Genomic DNA, 14,422 nt, shown 5'->3' on the forward strand with positions numbered 1-14,422 from the left:
TTGGGTGGCTATCCTGTGCCGCATGGCTGCTGAGATCGTGCCGGTCCGACTCGGGCTGACCAAGGGTGACCTGTACACGCTGTGGGCGCCCCGATGGCGCGACGCCGGCGACGAGTGGGAGGCGTTTCTCGGCAAGGACGAGGATCTTTACGCCTTCGATTCGGTCGCCGATCTCGTGTCGTTCGTCAGGACGAACAAGGACAACGATCTCACCGACCATCCCGCCTGGCCCCGGCTGACGGAGGCCAACGCGCACCGCCTGGACCCCGTTGAGGAGCGGCAGTACGACCTCGTCGGTGTGCCGGACCTGGTCGCCGAGAAGCCGAGCGAGGAAACGGTGGCCCAACTGCGGCGCACGCTCGAACTCGTGGCGTCGCTGGGATCGGTGTGCGAGCTGGCCCCGGTCACCAGGTTCTTCAACGGCAACCCGGTGCTGGGCACGCTCGGCGGGGGCATCGACGCGTTCTCCGGCCGCGGCGGACGCAAGCGCTGGGGCGAGATCGAAGCGGTGATCGGCCGCGCCTGGGACAACGTCATCGACGCCATCGACGAGGTGGTCACGACGCCCGACGTCGACGCGGCGGCGTCGAAGAAGGCCGAGGCCGAACTCGCGGAGCCGGCGCCCGAACCGGAGCCCGAAGACGAGGTCGTCGACGAGGTGCTCGAGCACGATGAGGGCATCGGCGAGAGCGCGGCCGACGAGGATGAGGTCATCGAGGCGCAGTCGCAGAATCTGGTGCTCGGCGGCGACGAGGACTTCTGGCTGAAGGTCGGCATCGACCCGGTGCGGATGATGACCAGCGGCGGCACGTATTTCACCCTGCGCTGTTACCTCGACGACGAGCCGGTGTTCCTCGGCCGCAACGGCCGCATCAGCGTCTTCGGCTCCGAGCGCGCCTTGGCCCGCTACCTGGCCGACGAGCACGATCACGACCTGTCCGACCTGGCGACCTACGACGACATCCGGACGGCGGCCGTGGACGGTTCGCTGGAGATCGACATCACCGACGACAACGTCTACGTGCTCACCGGCATCGTCGACGACCTCGCCGAGGGCCCCGACGCGATCGACCGCGACCAACTCGAGCTCGCCGTCGAGCTGCTCAGGGACGTCGGTCACTACTCCGAGGACTCGATGGTCGAGAAGACGCTCGACCAGGACGAGCCGCTGGGCCACGTCGTCGCACATGTGCTGGAGCCCGACAAGGTTCGCGCTCCGAAGCCGCCGTATGCCAAGGCCGTCGAGCAGTGGGAGGCCCTGGAGGCGTTCGTCGAGTCGCGCCTGCGCCCCGAATGAGTTAGAGCTCGGTCGCTTTCGGGTGCCGCGGCTCGTACAGGCCGAGAGTCCCGCCGCCGGGAAGACGGATGTTGGTAAGCAGTCCCAGCCCTCGTCGCTCACGGCTCCGCACGCAACACCTCTGGCGTTTAGCTGGGCCACGGTGTCGGTGACGTCGTCGCACATGAGGTACAGCTCGTGCGATTCGCCCTCGCCGGGGTGAACGGCCACCTCGGCGGGCGGCAGCTTGAAAACCAACCAACCCCCACGGGGCGTCGAGCGTGCGCAGACTGTTGGAAATCCGCGGTGTGTCGTGTTCAGACGCGCACGCTCGGCGGAGGGGGTTCAGCCGATGAGGACCGCGTAGCGTGGCTTGATGATGTCGTCGATGATCGCCAGCCGTTCGTCGAACGAGATGAACGCCGACTTCATCGCGTTGATGGTGAACCGCTGCAGATCGCTCCAGCCGTAGCCGAAGGCCTCGACGAGTCGCAGCATCTCCTGGCTCATCGTGGTGTCGCTCATCAGGCGGTTGTCGGTGTTGACGGTGACCCGGAACCGTAGCCGCGCCAGCAGGTCGAACGGGTGCTCGGTGATGGTGCCGACGGCGCCGGTCTGCACATTCGACGACGGGCACATCTCGAACGGAATTCGCTTGTCGCGCAGCAGATCAGCCAGCCGGCCCAACTGGGCCGTCCCGTCGGGCGCGACGGTGATGTCGTCGACGATCCGCACCCCGTGGCCCAACCGGTCCGCACCGCAGAACGCGATGGCTTCGTGGATGGACGGCAGGCCGAACGCCTCACCGGCGTGAATGGTGAAGCGCGCGTTGTTGCTTCGCATGTACTCGAACGCGTCGAGGTGCCGGGTCGGCGGATATCCCGCCTCGGCGCCGGCGATGTCGAAGCCGACCACCCCCTGGTCGCGGTACCGGATGGCCAGCTCGGCGATCTCACGTGAGCGCGCCGCGTGCCGCATCGCAGTCACCAGACACCGCACGGTGATCGTGCGGCCCTCCGCGCCGGCGGCTTTCTCGCCGTCGGCCAAGCCGGACAGCACGGCCTCGACGACCGCGTCCAGCGACAGGCCCGCGTCGATGTGCAGTTCCGGCGCGAACCGGATCTCGGCGTACACGACGTTGTCGGCGGCGAGGTCCTCGACGCACTCGTAGGCGACGCGGTGCAGCGCTTCCGGTGTCTGCATCACTCCGACCGTGTGCGCGAACGGCTCGAGGTAGCGCACCAGGGATCCGCTGTGCGCCGCGGTGCAAAAGAACGTCGCCAGGTCCTCGACATCGGTGGCCGGCAGGTCGTCGTATCCGGTCGCCTCGGCCAGTTCCAGGACGGTGGCCGGGCGCAGCCCGCCGTCGAGATGGTCGTGCAGCAGGGCCTTGGGTGCCTGCTGGATGGACTCCAACGTCAGCGGGGTCGTCATGTCGCTATCCGATCGATGATCAGCGGGCGCCGCGGCGGAGCGGAGTCGCCGACCGACCATCCGCCGTCCAACTCGGCCATCGCCGCCTCGAACCGCTCGGGCGTCTCGGTGTAGAGGGTGAATACGGTCTCGCCTGCGGCGACGGGTTCACCCGGACGGCGATGGATGCGTAGCCCCGCCCCGGCCTGCACTCGCTCGCCAGGAAGCGAGCGACCTGCACCGAGTCGCCACACCGCAAGACCCACCGCCATCGCGTCGATGCCTTCCATCGTGCCACCGCGCGCCGCGGTGATGGTCTCGGTATGGGGACCGACCGGCAACGGCTCGGTCAGGTCGCCGCCCTGTGCACCGACCAGGCTGCGGAACCGGTCCATCGCCGACCCGTCCTGCAGCGTCTGGGCCGGGTCGACGCCGTCCAGGCCGGCCGCGTCGAGCATCTCGGCCGCCAGCGTCAGCGTCAGCTCCACGACGTCGGCCGGCCCGCCGCCGGCGAGCACGTCGAGTGACTCCTCGACCTCGACCGCGTTACCGACCGCACGGCCCAACGGCGTCGCCATGTCGGTCAGCAGCGCCCGGGTGGACAATCCCGCCGCGGTGCCCAGGTCGACCATCGTGCGGGCCAGTTCGCGCGACTCCTCCTCGGTCTTGAGGAAGGCCCCCGAGCCGACCTTCGTGTCGAGCACGAGCGCGCGGGTGCCCTCGGCGATCTTCTTGCTCATCACCGAGCTCGCGATGAGTGGCAGCGATTCCGTGGTCGCGGTGATGTCGCGCAACGCGTAGATCTTTCGGTCGGCCGGCGCCAACTCGCCGGCCGCGAAGATCGCCGCGCCGATATCGCAGAGCTGTTGGCGAATCTGGCTTTTGGAGATCTCGGCGGTGAAGCCGGCAATGGCTTCCAGCTTGTCGAGCGTGCCGCCGGTGTGGCCGAGACCCCGCCCCGCCGCCTGGGGGACGGCACCGCCGCAGGCCATCACCACCGGCAGTAGCGGAATGGTGATCTTGTCACCGACGCCGCCGGTGGAGTGCTTGTCCACCAACGCCAGCGGCTTGCGCGGATCGTCGGAACGACGAAGATCACGGAAGTCCAGGCGCTCACCCGAGGCGACCATCGCGGCCGTCCAGCGCGCGACTTCGGCACCGGTCATCCCCCGCAGGAAGATCGCCATCAACAACGCCGACATCTGCTCTTCGGCCACCGCGCCACCGGTGTAGGCGTCGATCACCCAGTCGATCGCGGCGTCCGGCAGCACTCCCCCGTCGCGCTTGGTCCGGATGACGGTCGGCGCATCGAATGTGAACCGAGTCACGGCTTTTGCCCGTCGGGTCGCCGTGTCAGATCGGCGGGGCCGAAGGCGTCGGGCAGCAGTTCGCCCAGTGGCCGCGGACCGGCGGGGTGGTCGACCAGCATGTCGGGCCCACCGTGCTCGAGCAACACCTGACGGCAGCGGCCGCAGGGCATCAGAAGCCCACCTGCGGCGTCCACGCACGACAGCGCGACCAGCCGCCCGCCACCGCCGGAGTACAGGTCGCAGACCACCGCACACTCGGCACAGAGACCTAGGCCATATGAGACATTCTCCACATTGCACCCGGCCACGATCCGACCGTCGTCGACCAGCGCCGCCGCCCCGACCGCGAAACCCGAATAGGGTGCATAGGCGCGGCTCGACACCTCTATTGCCCTGCGCCGCAACGTCTCCCAATCGACAGCGAACGTCATACCCACCTCACCCGGCTCGTTTCTGAATGCATTCCGAAACCCCGCGCCAGCACGCGAATCGCGGCATAGGCCACCCTAATTTCGGCGTTTTCACCCACGTCGACGGCTAAACGGTAGTTCGTTTAGCGGTACAACTGGGATTAGAGTCCCACCGAGGTTTGGGTACAGCGTGCAAACCGGATCACCGATATCGCCGCCGGTGCGGCGCCGAGCCCAAACGTCCATCGAAGGCGTTGGAGGCCAGATGAGCACTCAGATTTCCGAGGGACCGCCCGGAGCCTCGGACATATCCGCGCCGCGATCGCGACCGACGCGCCGACGCTCCCTCTACCGCGGTGATCCTGCGATGTGGTCGTGGGTGCTGCACCGCATCACCGGCGCGACGATCTTCTTCTTCCTGTTCGTCCACGTGCTCGACACTGCGCTGGTCCGGGTGAGCCCGGAGGCCTACAACGCGGTCATCGAGACGTACAAGACGCCGCTGATCGGCCTGATGGAGATCGGCCTGGTCGTGGCGGTGCTGTACCACGCCCTCAACGGCATCCGGGTCATCCTCATCGACTTCTGGCACAAGGGCGCCCGCTACCAGCGACAGATGCTCTGGGCCGTGGCCGGGATCTTCCTGGCGATCATCATCCCGTCGGTGGGCATCATCGGCATGCACATGGCGGAGCGGTTCCTGTGAGCGCGCCGGGAACCGGCTGGACCCCCCATCACCGCGAGGGCCGCATCGCCCCGGTGATGGAGAGAGAGCACGACCGCCCGGCCGGCCTGGACCACCCACGGGCACCCCGTCGCCCGCGCGGCATCCCTTACTTCGAGAAGTACGCCTGGCTGTTCATGCGGTTCTCGGGCGTGGCACTCGTCTTTCTCGCCCTCGGCCACCTGTTCGTGATGCTGATGTGGCAGGACGGCGTCTACCGCATCGACTTCAACTACGTCGCCGAACGCTGGGCGTCGCCGTTCTGGCAGATCTGGGACATGTCGCTGCTGTGGCTGGCTCAACTGCACGGAGCCAACGGCCTGCGCACCATCATCGGCGACTACGCGCGCAAGAACACCACGAAGTTCTGGCTGAACTCGCTGCTGCTGCTGGCCACCGGCTTCACCCTGGTGCTGGGCAGCTACGTGCTGGTCACCTTCGACCCGAACATCTCATGAGCTGGAGCCGCTAGATGATTCAGGAACATCGCTACGACGTGGTCATCGTCGGCGCCGGCGGTGCGGGCATGCGCGCCGCGGTGGAGGCCGGCCCGCGGGCCCGCACCGCCGTGCTGACCAAGGTGTACCCGACACGCAGCCACACCGGTGCCGCGCAGGGCGGAATGTGTGCCGCGTTGGCCAACGTCGAAGAGGACAACTGGGAGTGGCACACGTTCGACACCGTCAAGGGCGGCGACTACCTCGCCGACCAGGACGCCGTCGAGATCATGTGCCGGGAGGCCATCGACGCGGTGCTCGACCTCGAGAAGATGGGGATGCCGTTCAACCGCACCCCCGAGGGCCGCATCGACCAGCGCCGGTTCGGCGGGCACACCCGCGATCACGGTAAGGCCCCGGTGCGGCGGGCCTGTTACGCCGCCGACCGCACCGGCCACATGATCCTGCAGACGCTGTATCAGAACTGCGTCAAGCACGACGTCGAGTTCTTCAACGAGTTCTACGCCCTCGACATCTCGATCACCCAGACGCAGTCCGGCCCCGTGGCCACGGGTGTCATCGCGTACGAGCTGGCGACAGGCGATATCCATGTCTTCCACGCCAAGGCCGTCGTGTTCGCCACCGGCGGGTCGGGGCGGATGTACAAGACCACCTCCAACGCCCACACCCTGACCGGCGACGGCCTGGGCATCGTGTTTCGCAAGGGACTTCCGTTGGAGGACATGGAGTTTCATCAGTTCCATCCGACGGGGCTGGCGGGGCTGGGGATCCTGATCTCCGAGGCGGTGCGCGGCGAGGGCGGCCGGTTGCTCAACGGTGACGGCGAACGGTTCATGGAGCGCTATGCCCCGACGATCGTCGACCTGGCGCCCCGCGACATCGTCGCCCGGTCGATGGTGCTCGAGGTGCTCGAGGGTCGCGGCGCGGGTCCGAACAAGGACTACGTCTACATCGACGTACGCCACCTCGGCGAGGACGTGCTCGAGGCCAAGCTGCCCGACATCACCGAGTTCGCCCGCACCTACCTCGGCGTCGACCCCGTCAAGGAACTGGTGCCGGTCTACCCCACCTGCCACTACGTGATGGGCGGCATTCCGACGACGGTCAACGGTCAGGTTCTGCGCGACAACTCGACGGTCATCCCGGGCCTGTACGCCGCGGGTGAGTGCGCGTGCGTCTCGGTGCACGGCGCGAATCGGCTGGGCACCAACTCGTTGCTCGACATCAACGTGTTCGGCCGTCGGGCGGGCATCGCCGCGGCCAACTTTGCGCTGGGTCACGACCACGTCGACCTGCCGCCGGACCCGGCTGGCATGGTTGTCGACTGGGTTTCCGATATCCTCTCCGAGCAAGGCAACGAACGCGTCGCCGACATCCGTGGCGCGCTGCAGCAGTCGATGGACAACAACGCCGCGGTGTTCCGCACCGAGGAGACGCTCAAACAGGCGCTCACCGACATCCACGCGCTCAAAGAGCGGTACGCCCGAATCTCGGTTCACGACAAGGGCAAACGCTATAACAGCGACCTGCTCGAGGCGATCGAGCTGGGCTTCTTGCTGGAGCTGGCCGAAGTGACCGTGGTCGGTGCGCTCAACCGTAAGGAGTCCCGCGGCGGTCACGCGCGCGAGGACTACCCAAACCGCGACGACACCAACTACATGCGGCACACGATGGCTTACAAGGTTCCAGGGGGTAGGAGCGGAGCGACTGGGGGGATCAACACAGGTTCCGACCTCCTCAGTGATATCCGGCTTGACTACAAGCCTGTCGCGCAGACCCGGTATGAGCCGATGGAACGGAAGTACTGACGACGATGAGCGCTTGCGCCGCGACGAGCCCTCGGGCGAGGAGCCATAGATGAAGAGCGAGGACAGATGACGATCGCACCCGAGGTGCAGACCAAGGATCCCCAGCTGCCGCCCGTGCCCGAGGGCTCGGTGATGGTGACGTTGAAGATCGCCCGCTTCAACCCCGAGGACCCGGACGCCTTCGCCGATTCGGGCGGTTGGCAGAGCTTTCGGGTGCCGTGCCTGCCGACCGACCGTCTGCTCAACCTGCTGCACTACGTCAAGTGGTACCTCGACGGCACGCTGACCTTCCGGCGGTCGTGCGCGCACGGGATCTGCGGGTCGGACGCAATGCGCATCAACGGTGTGAACCGGCTGGCCTGCAAGGTGCTGATGCGCGACATGCTGCCGAAGAACCCGCGCAAGCAGCTCACCATCACCATCGAACCGATCCGCGGCCTGCCCGTGGAGAAGGACCTGGTGGTCGACATGGAGCCGTTCTTCGACGCCTACCGTGCGATCAAGCCGTATCTGGTCACCAGCGGCAATCCGCCGACGCGCGAACGCATCCAGAGCCAGACCGACCGTGCCCGCTACGACGACACCACCAAGTGCATCCTGTGCGCCTGCTGCACGACCAGCTGCCCGATCTACTGGTCCGAGGGCAGCTACTTCGGCCCCGCCGCGATCGTCAACGCGCACCGGTTCATCTTCGACAGCCGCGACGAGGCAGCCGCCGAGCGGCTTGACATCCTCAACGAGGTCGACGGTGTGTGGCGTTGCCGCACGACGTTCAACTGCACGGAGTCATGTCCGCGCGGCATCCAGGTGACGCAGGCGATCCAGGAGGTCAAGCGCGCGCTGATGTTCGCGCGCTGAGGCTCGTCACACATCGGCGGGCTGTCTCGTCACATAGGTATGACACACACATCCCGCATCGAACCCGTCCCGCCGCAGCGCGCCTCGCTGCTCGCCAAGGTCTTCTACCGGGTCGCCAGGCACCGCTTCGGTGAAGTGCCCGAACCGTTCGCCGTGGCGGCGCACCACCCGCGGCTGATGCTCGCCAACGTCGTGCACGAGGGCATGCTGCAGTCCGGATCGAAGAAGCTGCCCACGAGCGTGCGCGAGCTCGCGGTCTTCTGGACCGCCCGCACGGTCGGCTGCTCGTGGTGCGTCGACTTCGGCTCGATGCTGCAGCGCCTCGACGGCCTCGACGTCGACCGGCTCAAGCACATCGACGAGTACGCGACGTCGCCGTTGTTCTCCGCAGACGAGCGGGCCGCGATCGCCTACGCCGACGCCATGACCACCGACCCACACACCATCACCGACGAGCAGGTCGACGATCTTCGGCGCCGGTTCGGCGACGACGGTGTCATCGAGCTCACCTATCAGATCGGTGTGGAGAACATGCGGGCACGGATGTACTCGGCGCTGGGCATCACCGAGCAGGGGTTCAACTCCGGGGACGCGTGCCGGGTCCCGTGGGCTTCCCGGGAGGACGCAGCGGAGAGCCGGTGAACTTGTCCGGGTTGGCGATGTCCCAGATGGCGCAGACCTTCCCGTCGCGGACGGTCAGCGCCGTAACCCGCGGCATCATCTCCGGATAGCCATCGCGGGCCGGGTGTCCTGATGTCCAGATGCCGAACTGGCCGTTGATCAGGGCCGGCCGACCGGCCTCCAGCCAGCCCGGGCCGTAGCGCCGGGCCAGCCCGAACATGAAGCGGGCCACCTTGTCGGGGCCATGGATGACCCGGGCCGCGGTCGGCGCCCTCCGGTTCGAGTCGCCGGTGAAGGTGACGGTCGGATGCAGCAGCCGCACAACGGCATCCATGTCACCGGCAGCCAGTGCGGCCATCAGTGCGCCTGCGACCGCGTTGTGCTCGTCGTCGGCGACGGGCGGTGGCGCGTCGGCGACGGCCCGGCGCGCCCGCGACGCGAGTTGCCGGGCGGCGGCCGCGTTCACCCCGAGTACATCGGCGATCTCACCGAACGGCACGGCGAACCCGTCGTGCAGGACGAAGGCCACGCGCTGGTCCGGGGTGAGTCGCTCGAGCACCACCATCGCGGCGAACCGGGCGTCTTCGCCGGCGACCACCGCCGCCAGCGGATCGTTTCCCTCCAGTGACGTGACCACCGGTTCCGGAAGCCATTCCCCCACATAGGTTTCGCGCCGACGCGCCGCCGACCGAAGCCGATCCAGGCTGAGCCGGCTCACCACCGTGGTCAGCCAGGCTCGAAGATCGTCGATCGATCCGACGTTGGCAGTGTTCCAGCGCAACCACGCGTCCTGGACCATGTCCTCGGCGTCGGCGACCGTGCCGGTGAGCCGGTAGGCCACCGACAGCAGATGTGGTCGCAGGCGTTCGAACTCGTCGGCCCGCGCGCTGGCGGTCATGGAGACAACCATATTCGTAGCAGCGTCACGGCCAAGCGGTTGCTGAGCGTTGAAGGACCACGAGATGACGGCCCGTTTCCGGGCAACTCGGCGGCCGCCGGCCCGTTCTGGCAGTGGCTGGGCGGTCTCGAATGTCGGTGAAGCCAGAAGCCTTGCGCAAATTTGAAAATTGGTCCAACATTCTGGCATGGCTACGGAGAGCACCGCTACCCCGACGGGTGCGCGGAGCGGCGGCTATGCCAAGCGACATCGGACGCGGACACTGATCCTCGACGCGGCCCTCGCCGAAGCCAGCGAACGCGGATTGCACCGGGCGTCGGTCTCAGGGATCGCAGCGCGGGCCAACACAGCGGTGGGCAGTCTGCACTATCACTTCGGTTCCCGCGCCGAACTGCTGCGCGCCATGATCGAGCGGCTGATGACAGACTTTTCGGATCGGTTGGCCGCGGTGGAGTCCGAGCACATCACGGACTTCTTCGACCGGCATCGTGCCGAGCTGTTGGCCTATGTGGCATACGTGCGGGAGAATCCCGCGCATATCCGGCTCGTCGACGAGATCAAGTTCGTGGAACCGGATTTGTACCGCCGGGGCATCGACTCGTGGGTCCACCTGCTGACACGGCGGTTGCGCGATGGCATCGCCGACGGATCGGTGCGCCCGATGGACGAGGCCGAGATCGGTGCACAGGCACACTTCCTCGTAGGTGCCCGGCGCTTTCTCGAAGACCTGGTCGTCGGCGAACTCGGTAGCGAAGAAGACGTTGTGGATGCCTACCTGAAGCTGATCCGATCGGGACTCGGCGCCGAATTGAACGGTACTGCCTCGTGACCGGACCGATCGCCTCGCCTGCGGTAGTCACTGAGCCGACCCGCGTGAGGAGCCCAAGATGACCGGTGCCGCGTTCAATCCCGAGAAGTATCAGTGGAAAGAGGTGCTCGGTCGGCCGGGGTCTCGGCACAAGGTGCGCCATGACTACACCATTCTCGGCTTTGACCGTGACGCCGCGACACTGGACATGATCGTCCGTTGGCAGGGCGACGGCGGACACTGCCCAATCCATCGGCATGCCGCGGTGACAAGCGTGATCGTGCTCGAGGGCGAACAGCATCTCTGGGATGTCGAACCCGACGGAGCCCTGTCCAACCACCTGTTCCGGCGAGCCGGGGACTACGCCCTGACCGGCAACGATCAGAAGCCGCATCTGGAACGCGGTGGCGAGCAGGGCGGCGCGGTGTACTTCGGGGCGCGCCCGGACTCCCCCAGGGGACTGCTTTACGAGATCTACGACGGGGACATGAACGTGGTTGCCCAGATCACCATCGACTCGCTCGTCGCCGACTTCGATTCTGGGGCGGCATGACCGACCTCGACAAGGGCTTCGATGCCGATGCCCTGCGCGCGAAGTATGCGCAGGAACGCCGGCGGCGGCTGCGCGAGGACGGCATCGGACAGTACGTCGAGATGGCGGGTGCCTTCGCTGGATTCGCCGAAGACCCCTGGGCGGATCCCGCTTTCGCGCGAGCACCGCTGACTGATGAGGTCGACGTCGCGATCGTGGGGGCCGGTTTCGGCGGCCTACTCACCGCGGCGCGGCTGCGAGAACACGGCGTGGATCGGGTGCGGTTGATCGACAAAGCCGCTGACGTGGGTGGTACCTGGTATTGGAATCGGTATCCGGGGATCGCCTGCGACGTGGAGTCCTACGTCTACATGCCGTTGCTCGAGGAAGTCGGCTACGTACCGACCGAAAAGTATGCCAAGGGCCCGGAGATACTGGCTCACTGCCGGCGGATCGCCGAGCACTACGACTTGTACCGCGATGCGTGCCTGCAGACGGAGGTGACCGAGATTCGGTGGAACGCCGGGGACTCCCGCTGGCTCATCTCCACCGACCGTGGCGACGCGATCAGCGCCCGATTCGTCGCCATGGCCAACGGATACCTGCACAAGCCCAAACTGCCCGGCATCGCCGGCATCAAGACGTTCCGCGGGCACGCCTTTCATACCAGCCGCTGGGATTACAGCTACACCGGAGGTGCACTCGAAGGCTTGGCCGACAAGCGGGTCGGGATCATCGGTACCGGCGCCACCGCTATCCAGTGCGTGCCCAAGCTCGCCGGATCAGCCCGCCACCTGTTCGTCTTTCAACGCACACCGTCGACTGTCGACGTACGGGCCAACCGGCCGACCGACCCGCGATGGTCCGCCGGTCTGGAGCCCGGCTGGCAGCGGCGACGTATCGAGAACTTCCAGTTGCTCACCAACGGAGGCGAAGCCGACGAAGACCTGGTCGATGACGCTTGGACCAGCATCACCAAGCGGCTCCCGGTGATGCGTCAGGACGGGGCGAAACACCTGACCCCCGCGCAGCGCGCCGAGGCGGCCGAACACGCCGACTTCGCGAAGATGGCGGAGATCAGAGCGCGAATCGATGCCATCGTGGAAGACCGCGCCACGGCCGAGGCGCTCAAGCCGTGGTACGGCTACTACTGCAAGCGACCCTGCTTCCATGATGAGTACCTCCAGGCGTTCAACAACGATCATGTGACCCTTGTCGATACCGGCGGCCGCGGAGTCGAGCGCATCACTGAGAGGGGTGTCGTCGTCGACGGGGTTGAATACGAGATCGACTGTCTCATCTTCGCGACCGGCTTCGAAGTGGGCACTGATTACAAGCAGCGCACAGGTTTCGAGGTCATCGGCCGCGACGGCCTGACGCTGACCGACAAATGGTCGGACGGCGTCCGCACGTTCCATGGTTTGCACGTCCATGGGTTCCCGAATTGCTTCGTGGAAAGCATTGCTCAGTCCGGATTCACGGTGAACTTTCCCTATCTGCTCGACATCCAGGCGCACCATGTCGCCTGGATCATCGCGACGGCCCTCTCCCGCGGAATTGTCGAGGTCGAGTCCTCCGCATCGGCCGAGGCCGAGTGGGTCACCACCGTCATGCAGCGATCGGGAATGGTCGCTGAGCGCCGAAAAGCCTGCACACCGGGGTATTACAACCGTGAAGGCCGTGTCGACACTCGGACGCAGCAGGGATCGTTCTTCATCGGCGGCCCGACCGAGTACGCCGACATCCTGGAGTCGTGGCGTGCCCGTGGCGAGTTCGACGGTGTCGACGTCCGGACCCACGAAGGAGCGGCGAGCGAGTGAAGGCGCGAGCCACGGATATGGCCACCGACCTGTTGATCGACGGTGCTCTCGTGCCCGGCGGAGGGGGCACCTTCAGCACGGTCAATCCCGCCACCGAAGACGTTCTCGGTGAGGCGGCCGACGGTGACACGCGCGACATGGACCGCGCCATCACCGCCGCCCGAGCCGCTTTCGACGAGACGGATTGGAGCCGAGACAGCGATTTCCGGGTGTCATGCCTGCGTCAACTCCATGAAGCGTTGAACGCCGAGATCCAGACGCTGCGCGACATCACCGTCGCGGAGGCGGGCGCGCCGATAACGATGACCCACGCAGGACATCTCGAGACCCCGGTCAACGACCTGACCTTCGTTGCCGACACAGCGGAGAACTATTCGTGGAGGACGGATCTCGGGGAAGCCACGCCACTGGGGATCAAGACACGGCGCACAATCGCGCGTGAGCCGGTAGGCGTGGTGGGCGCCATCACGCCCTGGAACTTCCCGCATCAGATCAATCTGGCTAAGCTAGGGCCGGCGCTCGCGGCCGGCAACACGGTGGTGCTCAAGCCCGCGCCCGACACACCATGGTGTGCCGCCGAAATCGGCCGGATCATCGCCGAGAAGACCGACTTCCCGCCGGGTGTGGTCAACATCGTCACGTCCAGCGATCACCGTCTCGGCGCTCAACTCGCCGAGGACGCACGCGTCGACATGGTGTCCTTCACCGGCTCCACCGCCACCGGCCGGACGGTGATGGCGGCCGCATCGCAGACCATCAAGAAGGTGTTCCTGGAGTTGGGCGGCAAGTCCGCGTTCCTGGTGCTCGACGACGCGGACTTGGCGGCAGCCTGCGCGGTGGCCGTGTTCACCGTCACCACTCACGCCGGCCAGGGGTGCGCGTTGACGACTCGGCTGGTGGTGCCCCGCGGACGCTACGACGAAGCGGTCGATGCGTGCGCCGCGACGATGACCCACGTTCATGTAGGCGATCCCCGTGATCCAGCGACAGTCTGCGGCCCGTTGATCTCAGCCCGGCAACGTGCTCGGGTGCAGGGCTACCTCGAGCTCGCGACGCAGGAGGGCGGCCGGTTCGCCTGCGGCGGTGGTCGACCGGCTGATCTCAGCAGAGGCTTCTTCATCGCGCCGACCGTGATCGCGGGGCTGGACAACAGTTCCCGGGTAGCGCGCGAGGAGATCTTCGGGCCGGTGCTGACGGTGATCGCGCACGATGGCGACGACGATGCTGTGCGCATCGCCAACGACTCCCCGTACGGGTTGTCCGGCACAGTGTTCAGTTCCGATGATGAGCACGCGCACGCGGTCGCCGCTCGGCTGCGGGTCGGCACGGTGAATGTCAACGGCGGCGTGTGGTACGCGGCGGACGCACCCTTCGGGGGCTACAAACAATCCGGGATCGGTCGCGAGATGGGCCTCGCCGGGTTCGAGGAGTACACGGAGATCAAACTCATTGCGACCGGCGCTTCCTGAGGTTCTGGAGCCGCACA

14 protein-coding genes are annotated in these 14,422 nt (G+C 66.7%); 10 read left to right on the forward strand and 4 right to left on the reverse strand.

The features are described from left to right. The first annotated feature begins 22 nt into the window (after positions 1-22). Complete coding sequence (gene satS, locus K3G64_RS03045) at positions 23-1,297, forward strand: protein export chaperone SatS (protein ID WP_238888899.1); 1,275 nt, start codon at positions 23-25, stop codon at positions 1,295-1,297. A gap of 324 nt (positions 1,298-1,621) precedes the next feature. On the opposite strand, the gene K3G64_RS03050 is transcribed toward satS, so the two are convergent. The 3 genes from K3G64_RS03050 to K3G64_RS03060 are packed head-to-tail and all read right to left on the reverse strand — an operon-like array spanning position 1,622 to position 4,430. Continuing rightward, positions 1,622-2,710: an adenosine deaminase gene (locus K3G64_RS03050; RefSeq protein WP_238888901.1), complete on the reverse strand. Its 1,089-nt coding sequence runs from the start codon at positions 2,708-2,710 to the stop codon at positions 1,622-1,624. After that, entirely contained in the window at positions 2,707-4,017 is a 1,311-nt protein-coding gene (locus tag K3G64_RS03055) for a thymidine phosphorylase (protein WP_238888903.1), read from the reverse strand. Before K3G64_RS03055 ends, K3G64_RS03050 begins: the two co-directional genes overlap by 4 nt. After that, the gene (locus K3G64_RS03060; protein ID WP_238888905.1) at positions 4,014-4,430 is read right to left on the reverse strand and encodes a cytidine deaminase; all 417 of its coding nucleotides are present in this window, start codon (positions 4,428-4,430) and stop codon (positions 4,014-4,016) included. The genes K3G64_RS03055 and K3G64_RS03060 overlap by 4 nt, the downstream gene beginning before the upstream one ends. Positions 4,431-4,674: 244 nt before the next feature. Between K3G64_RS03060 and sdhC the strand changes: the two genes are divergently transcribed. The 5 genes from sdhC (at position 4,675) to K3G64_RS03085 (ending at position 8,899) form a co-directional block, all read left to right on the forward strand. Continuing rightward, the gene (gene sdhC, locus K3G64_RS03065) at positions 4,675-5,115 is read left to right on the forward strand and encodes a succinate dehydrogenase, cytochrome b556 subunit (RefSeq protein WP_238888907.1); all 441 of its coding nucleotides are present in this window, start codon (positions 4,675-4,677) and stop codon (positions 5,113-5,115) included. Positions 5,116-5,171: 56 nt separating this feature from the next. Next, positions 5,172-5,591 (forward strand): succinate dehydrogenase hydrophobic membrane anchor subunit, encoded by a 420-nt coding sequence (locus K3G64_RS03070; protein WP_238950376.1) that lies wholly within the window; start codon positions 5,172-5,174, stop codon positions 5,589-5,591. Between the two features lie 14 nt (positions 5,592-5,605). Beyond that, positions 5,606-7,399: a succinate dehydrogenase flavoprotein subunit gene (gene sdhA / locus K3G64_RS03075; RefSeq protein ID WP_238888909.1), complete on the forward strand. Its 1,794-nt coding sequence runs from the start codon at positions 5,606-5,608 to the stop codon at positions 7,397-7,399. Positions 7,400-7,465: 66 nt separating this feature from the next. Continuing rightward, positions 7,466-8,257, forward strand: a complete 792-nt coding sequence (locus K3G64_RS03080) for a succinate dehydrogenase iron-sulfur subunit (protein WP_238888911.1) — start codon at positions 7,466-7,468, stop codon at positions 8,255-8,257. A gap of 39 nt (positions 8,258-8,296) precedes the next feature. Beyond that, on the forward strand, positions 8,297-8,899 hold the full coding sequence (locus K3G64_RS03085) for a carboxymuconolactone decarboxylase family protein (protein WP_238888913.1): 603 nt from the start codon (positions 8,297-8,299) through the stop codon (positions 8,897-8,899). Here K3G64_RS03085 and K3G64_RS03090 read toward each other — a convergent pair. Then, positions 8,835-9,776 carry a sigma-70 family RNA polymerase sigma factor gene (locus K3G64_RS03090; protein WP_238888915.1) on the reverse strand — a complete coding sequence of 314 codons (942 nt, stop codon included), beginning with the start codon at positions 9,774-9,776 and terminating at the stop codon, positions 8,835-8,837. The two genes, K3G64_RS03085 and K3G64_RS03090, sit on opposite strands and share 65 nt — an antisense overlap. Before the next feature lie 187 nt (positions 9,777-9,963). Here K3G64_RS03090 and K3G64_RS03095 point away from each other — a divergent pair, with 187 nt between their 5' ends. The 4 genes from K3G64_RS03095 to K3G64_RS03110 are packed head-to-tail and all read left to right on the forward strand — an operon-like array spanning position 9,964 to position 14,405. Beyond that, positions 9,964-10,605, forward strand: coding sequence for a TetR/AcrR family transcriptional regulator (locus tag K3G64_RS03095; RefSeq protein WP_238888916.1), 642 nt, complete (start codon positions 9,964-9,966; stop codon positions 10,603-10,605). Positions 10,606-10,663: 58 nt separating this feature from the next. After that, positions 10,664-11,137 carry a hypothetical protein gene (locus tag K3G64_RS03100; RefSeq protein ID WP_238888917.1) on the forward strand — a complete coding sequence of 158 codons (474 nt, stop codon included), beginning with the start codon at positions 10,664-10,666 and terminating at the stop codon, positions 11,135-11,137. Continuing rightward, entirely contained in the window at positions 11,134-12,936 is a 1,803-nt protein-coding gene (locus K3G64_RS03105) for a flavin-containing monooxygenase (protein ID WP_238888918.1), read from the forward strand. Before K3G64_RS03100 ends, K3G64_RS03105 begins: the two co-directional genes overlap by 4 nt. 17 nt (positions 12,937-12,953) lie before the next feature. Further along, positions 12,954-14,405: an aldehyde dehydrogenase gene (locus tag K3G64_RS03110; protein ID WP_238950378.1), complete on the forward strand. Its 1,452-nt coding sequence runs from the start codon at positions 12,954-12,956 to the stop codon at positions 14,403-14,405. The last annotated feature ends 17 nt before the right edge of the window (positions 14,406-14,422 follow it).

Origin of the sequence: Mycobacterium sp. IDR2000157661 (assembly GCF_022317005.1) — a bacterium.
Lineage (GTDB): Bacteria > Actinomycetota > Actinomycetes > Mycobacteriales > Mycobacteriaceae > Mycobacterium.

Bases quoted from the DNA above. Each gene is read 5' to 3' on its own strand.
- K3G64_RS03090 (WP_238888915.1), bottom strand. From the start codon at position 9,776: ATGACCGCCAGCGCGCGGGCCGACGAGTTCGAACGCCTGCGACCACAT.
- K3G64_RS03070 (WP_238950376.1), top strand. From the start codon at position 5,172: ATGGAGAGAGAGCACGACCGCCCGGCCGGCCTGGACCACCCACGGGCA.
- K3G64_RS03080 (WP_238888911.1), top strand. From the start codon at position 7,466: ATGACGATCGCACCCGAGGTGCAGACCAAGGATCCCCAGCTGCCGCCC.
- K3G64_RS03105 (WP_238888918.1), top strand. From the start codon at position 11,134: ATGACCGACCTCGACAAGGGCTTCGATGCCGATGCCCTGCGCGCGAAG.
- K3G64_RS03095 (WP_238888916.1), top strand. From the start codon at position 9,964: ATGGCTACGGAGAGCACCGCTACCCCGACGGGTGCGCGGAGCGGCGGC.
- K3G64_RS03050 (WP_238888901.1), bottom strand. From the start codon at position 2,710: ATGACGACCCCGCTGACGTTGGAGTCCATCCAGCAGGCACCCAAGGCC.
- K3G64_RS03100 (WP_238888917.1), top strand. From the start codon at position 10,664: ATGACCGGTGCCGCGTTCAATCCCGAGAAGTATCAGTGGAAAGAGGTG.
- sdhC (WP_238888907.1), top strand. From the start codon at position 4,675: ATGAGCACTCAGATTTCCGAGGGACCGCCCGGAGCCTCGGACATATCC.
- K3G64_RS03060 (WP_238888905.1), bottom strand. From the start codon at position 4,430: ATGACGTTCGCTGTCGATTGGGAGACGTTGCGGCGCAGGGCAATAGAG.
- K3G64_RS03110 (WP_238950378.1), top strand. From the start codon at position 12,954: ATGGCCACCGACCTGTTGATCGACGGTGCTCTCGTGCCCGGCGGAGGG.
- K3G64_RS03085 (WP_238888913.1), top strand. From the start codon at position 8,297: ATGACACACACATCCCGCATCGAACCCGTCCCGCCGCAGCGCGCCTCG.
- sdhA (WP_238888909.1), top strand. From the start codon at position 5,606: ATGATTCAGGAACATCGCTACGACGTGGTCATCGTCGGCGCCGGCGGT.
- satS (WP_238888899.1), top strand. From the start codon at position 23: ATGGCTGCTGAGATCGTGCCGGTCCGACTCGGGCTGACCAAGGGTGAC.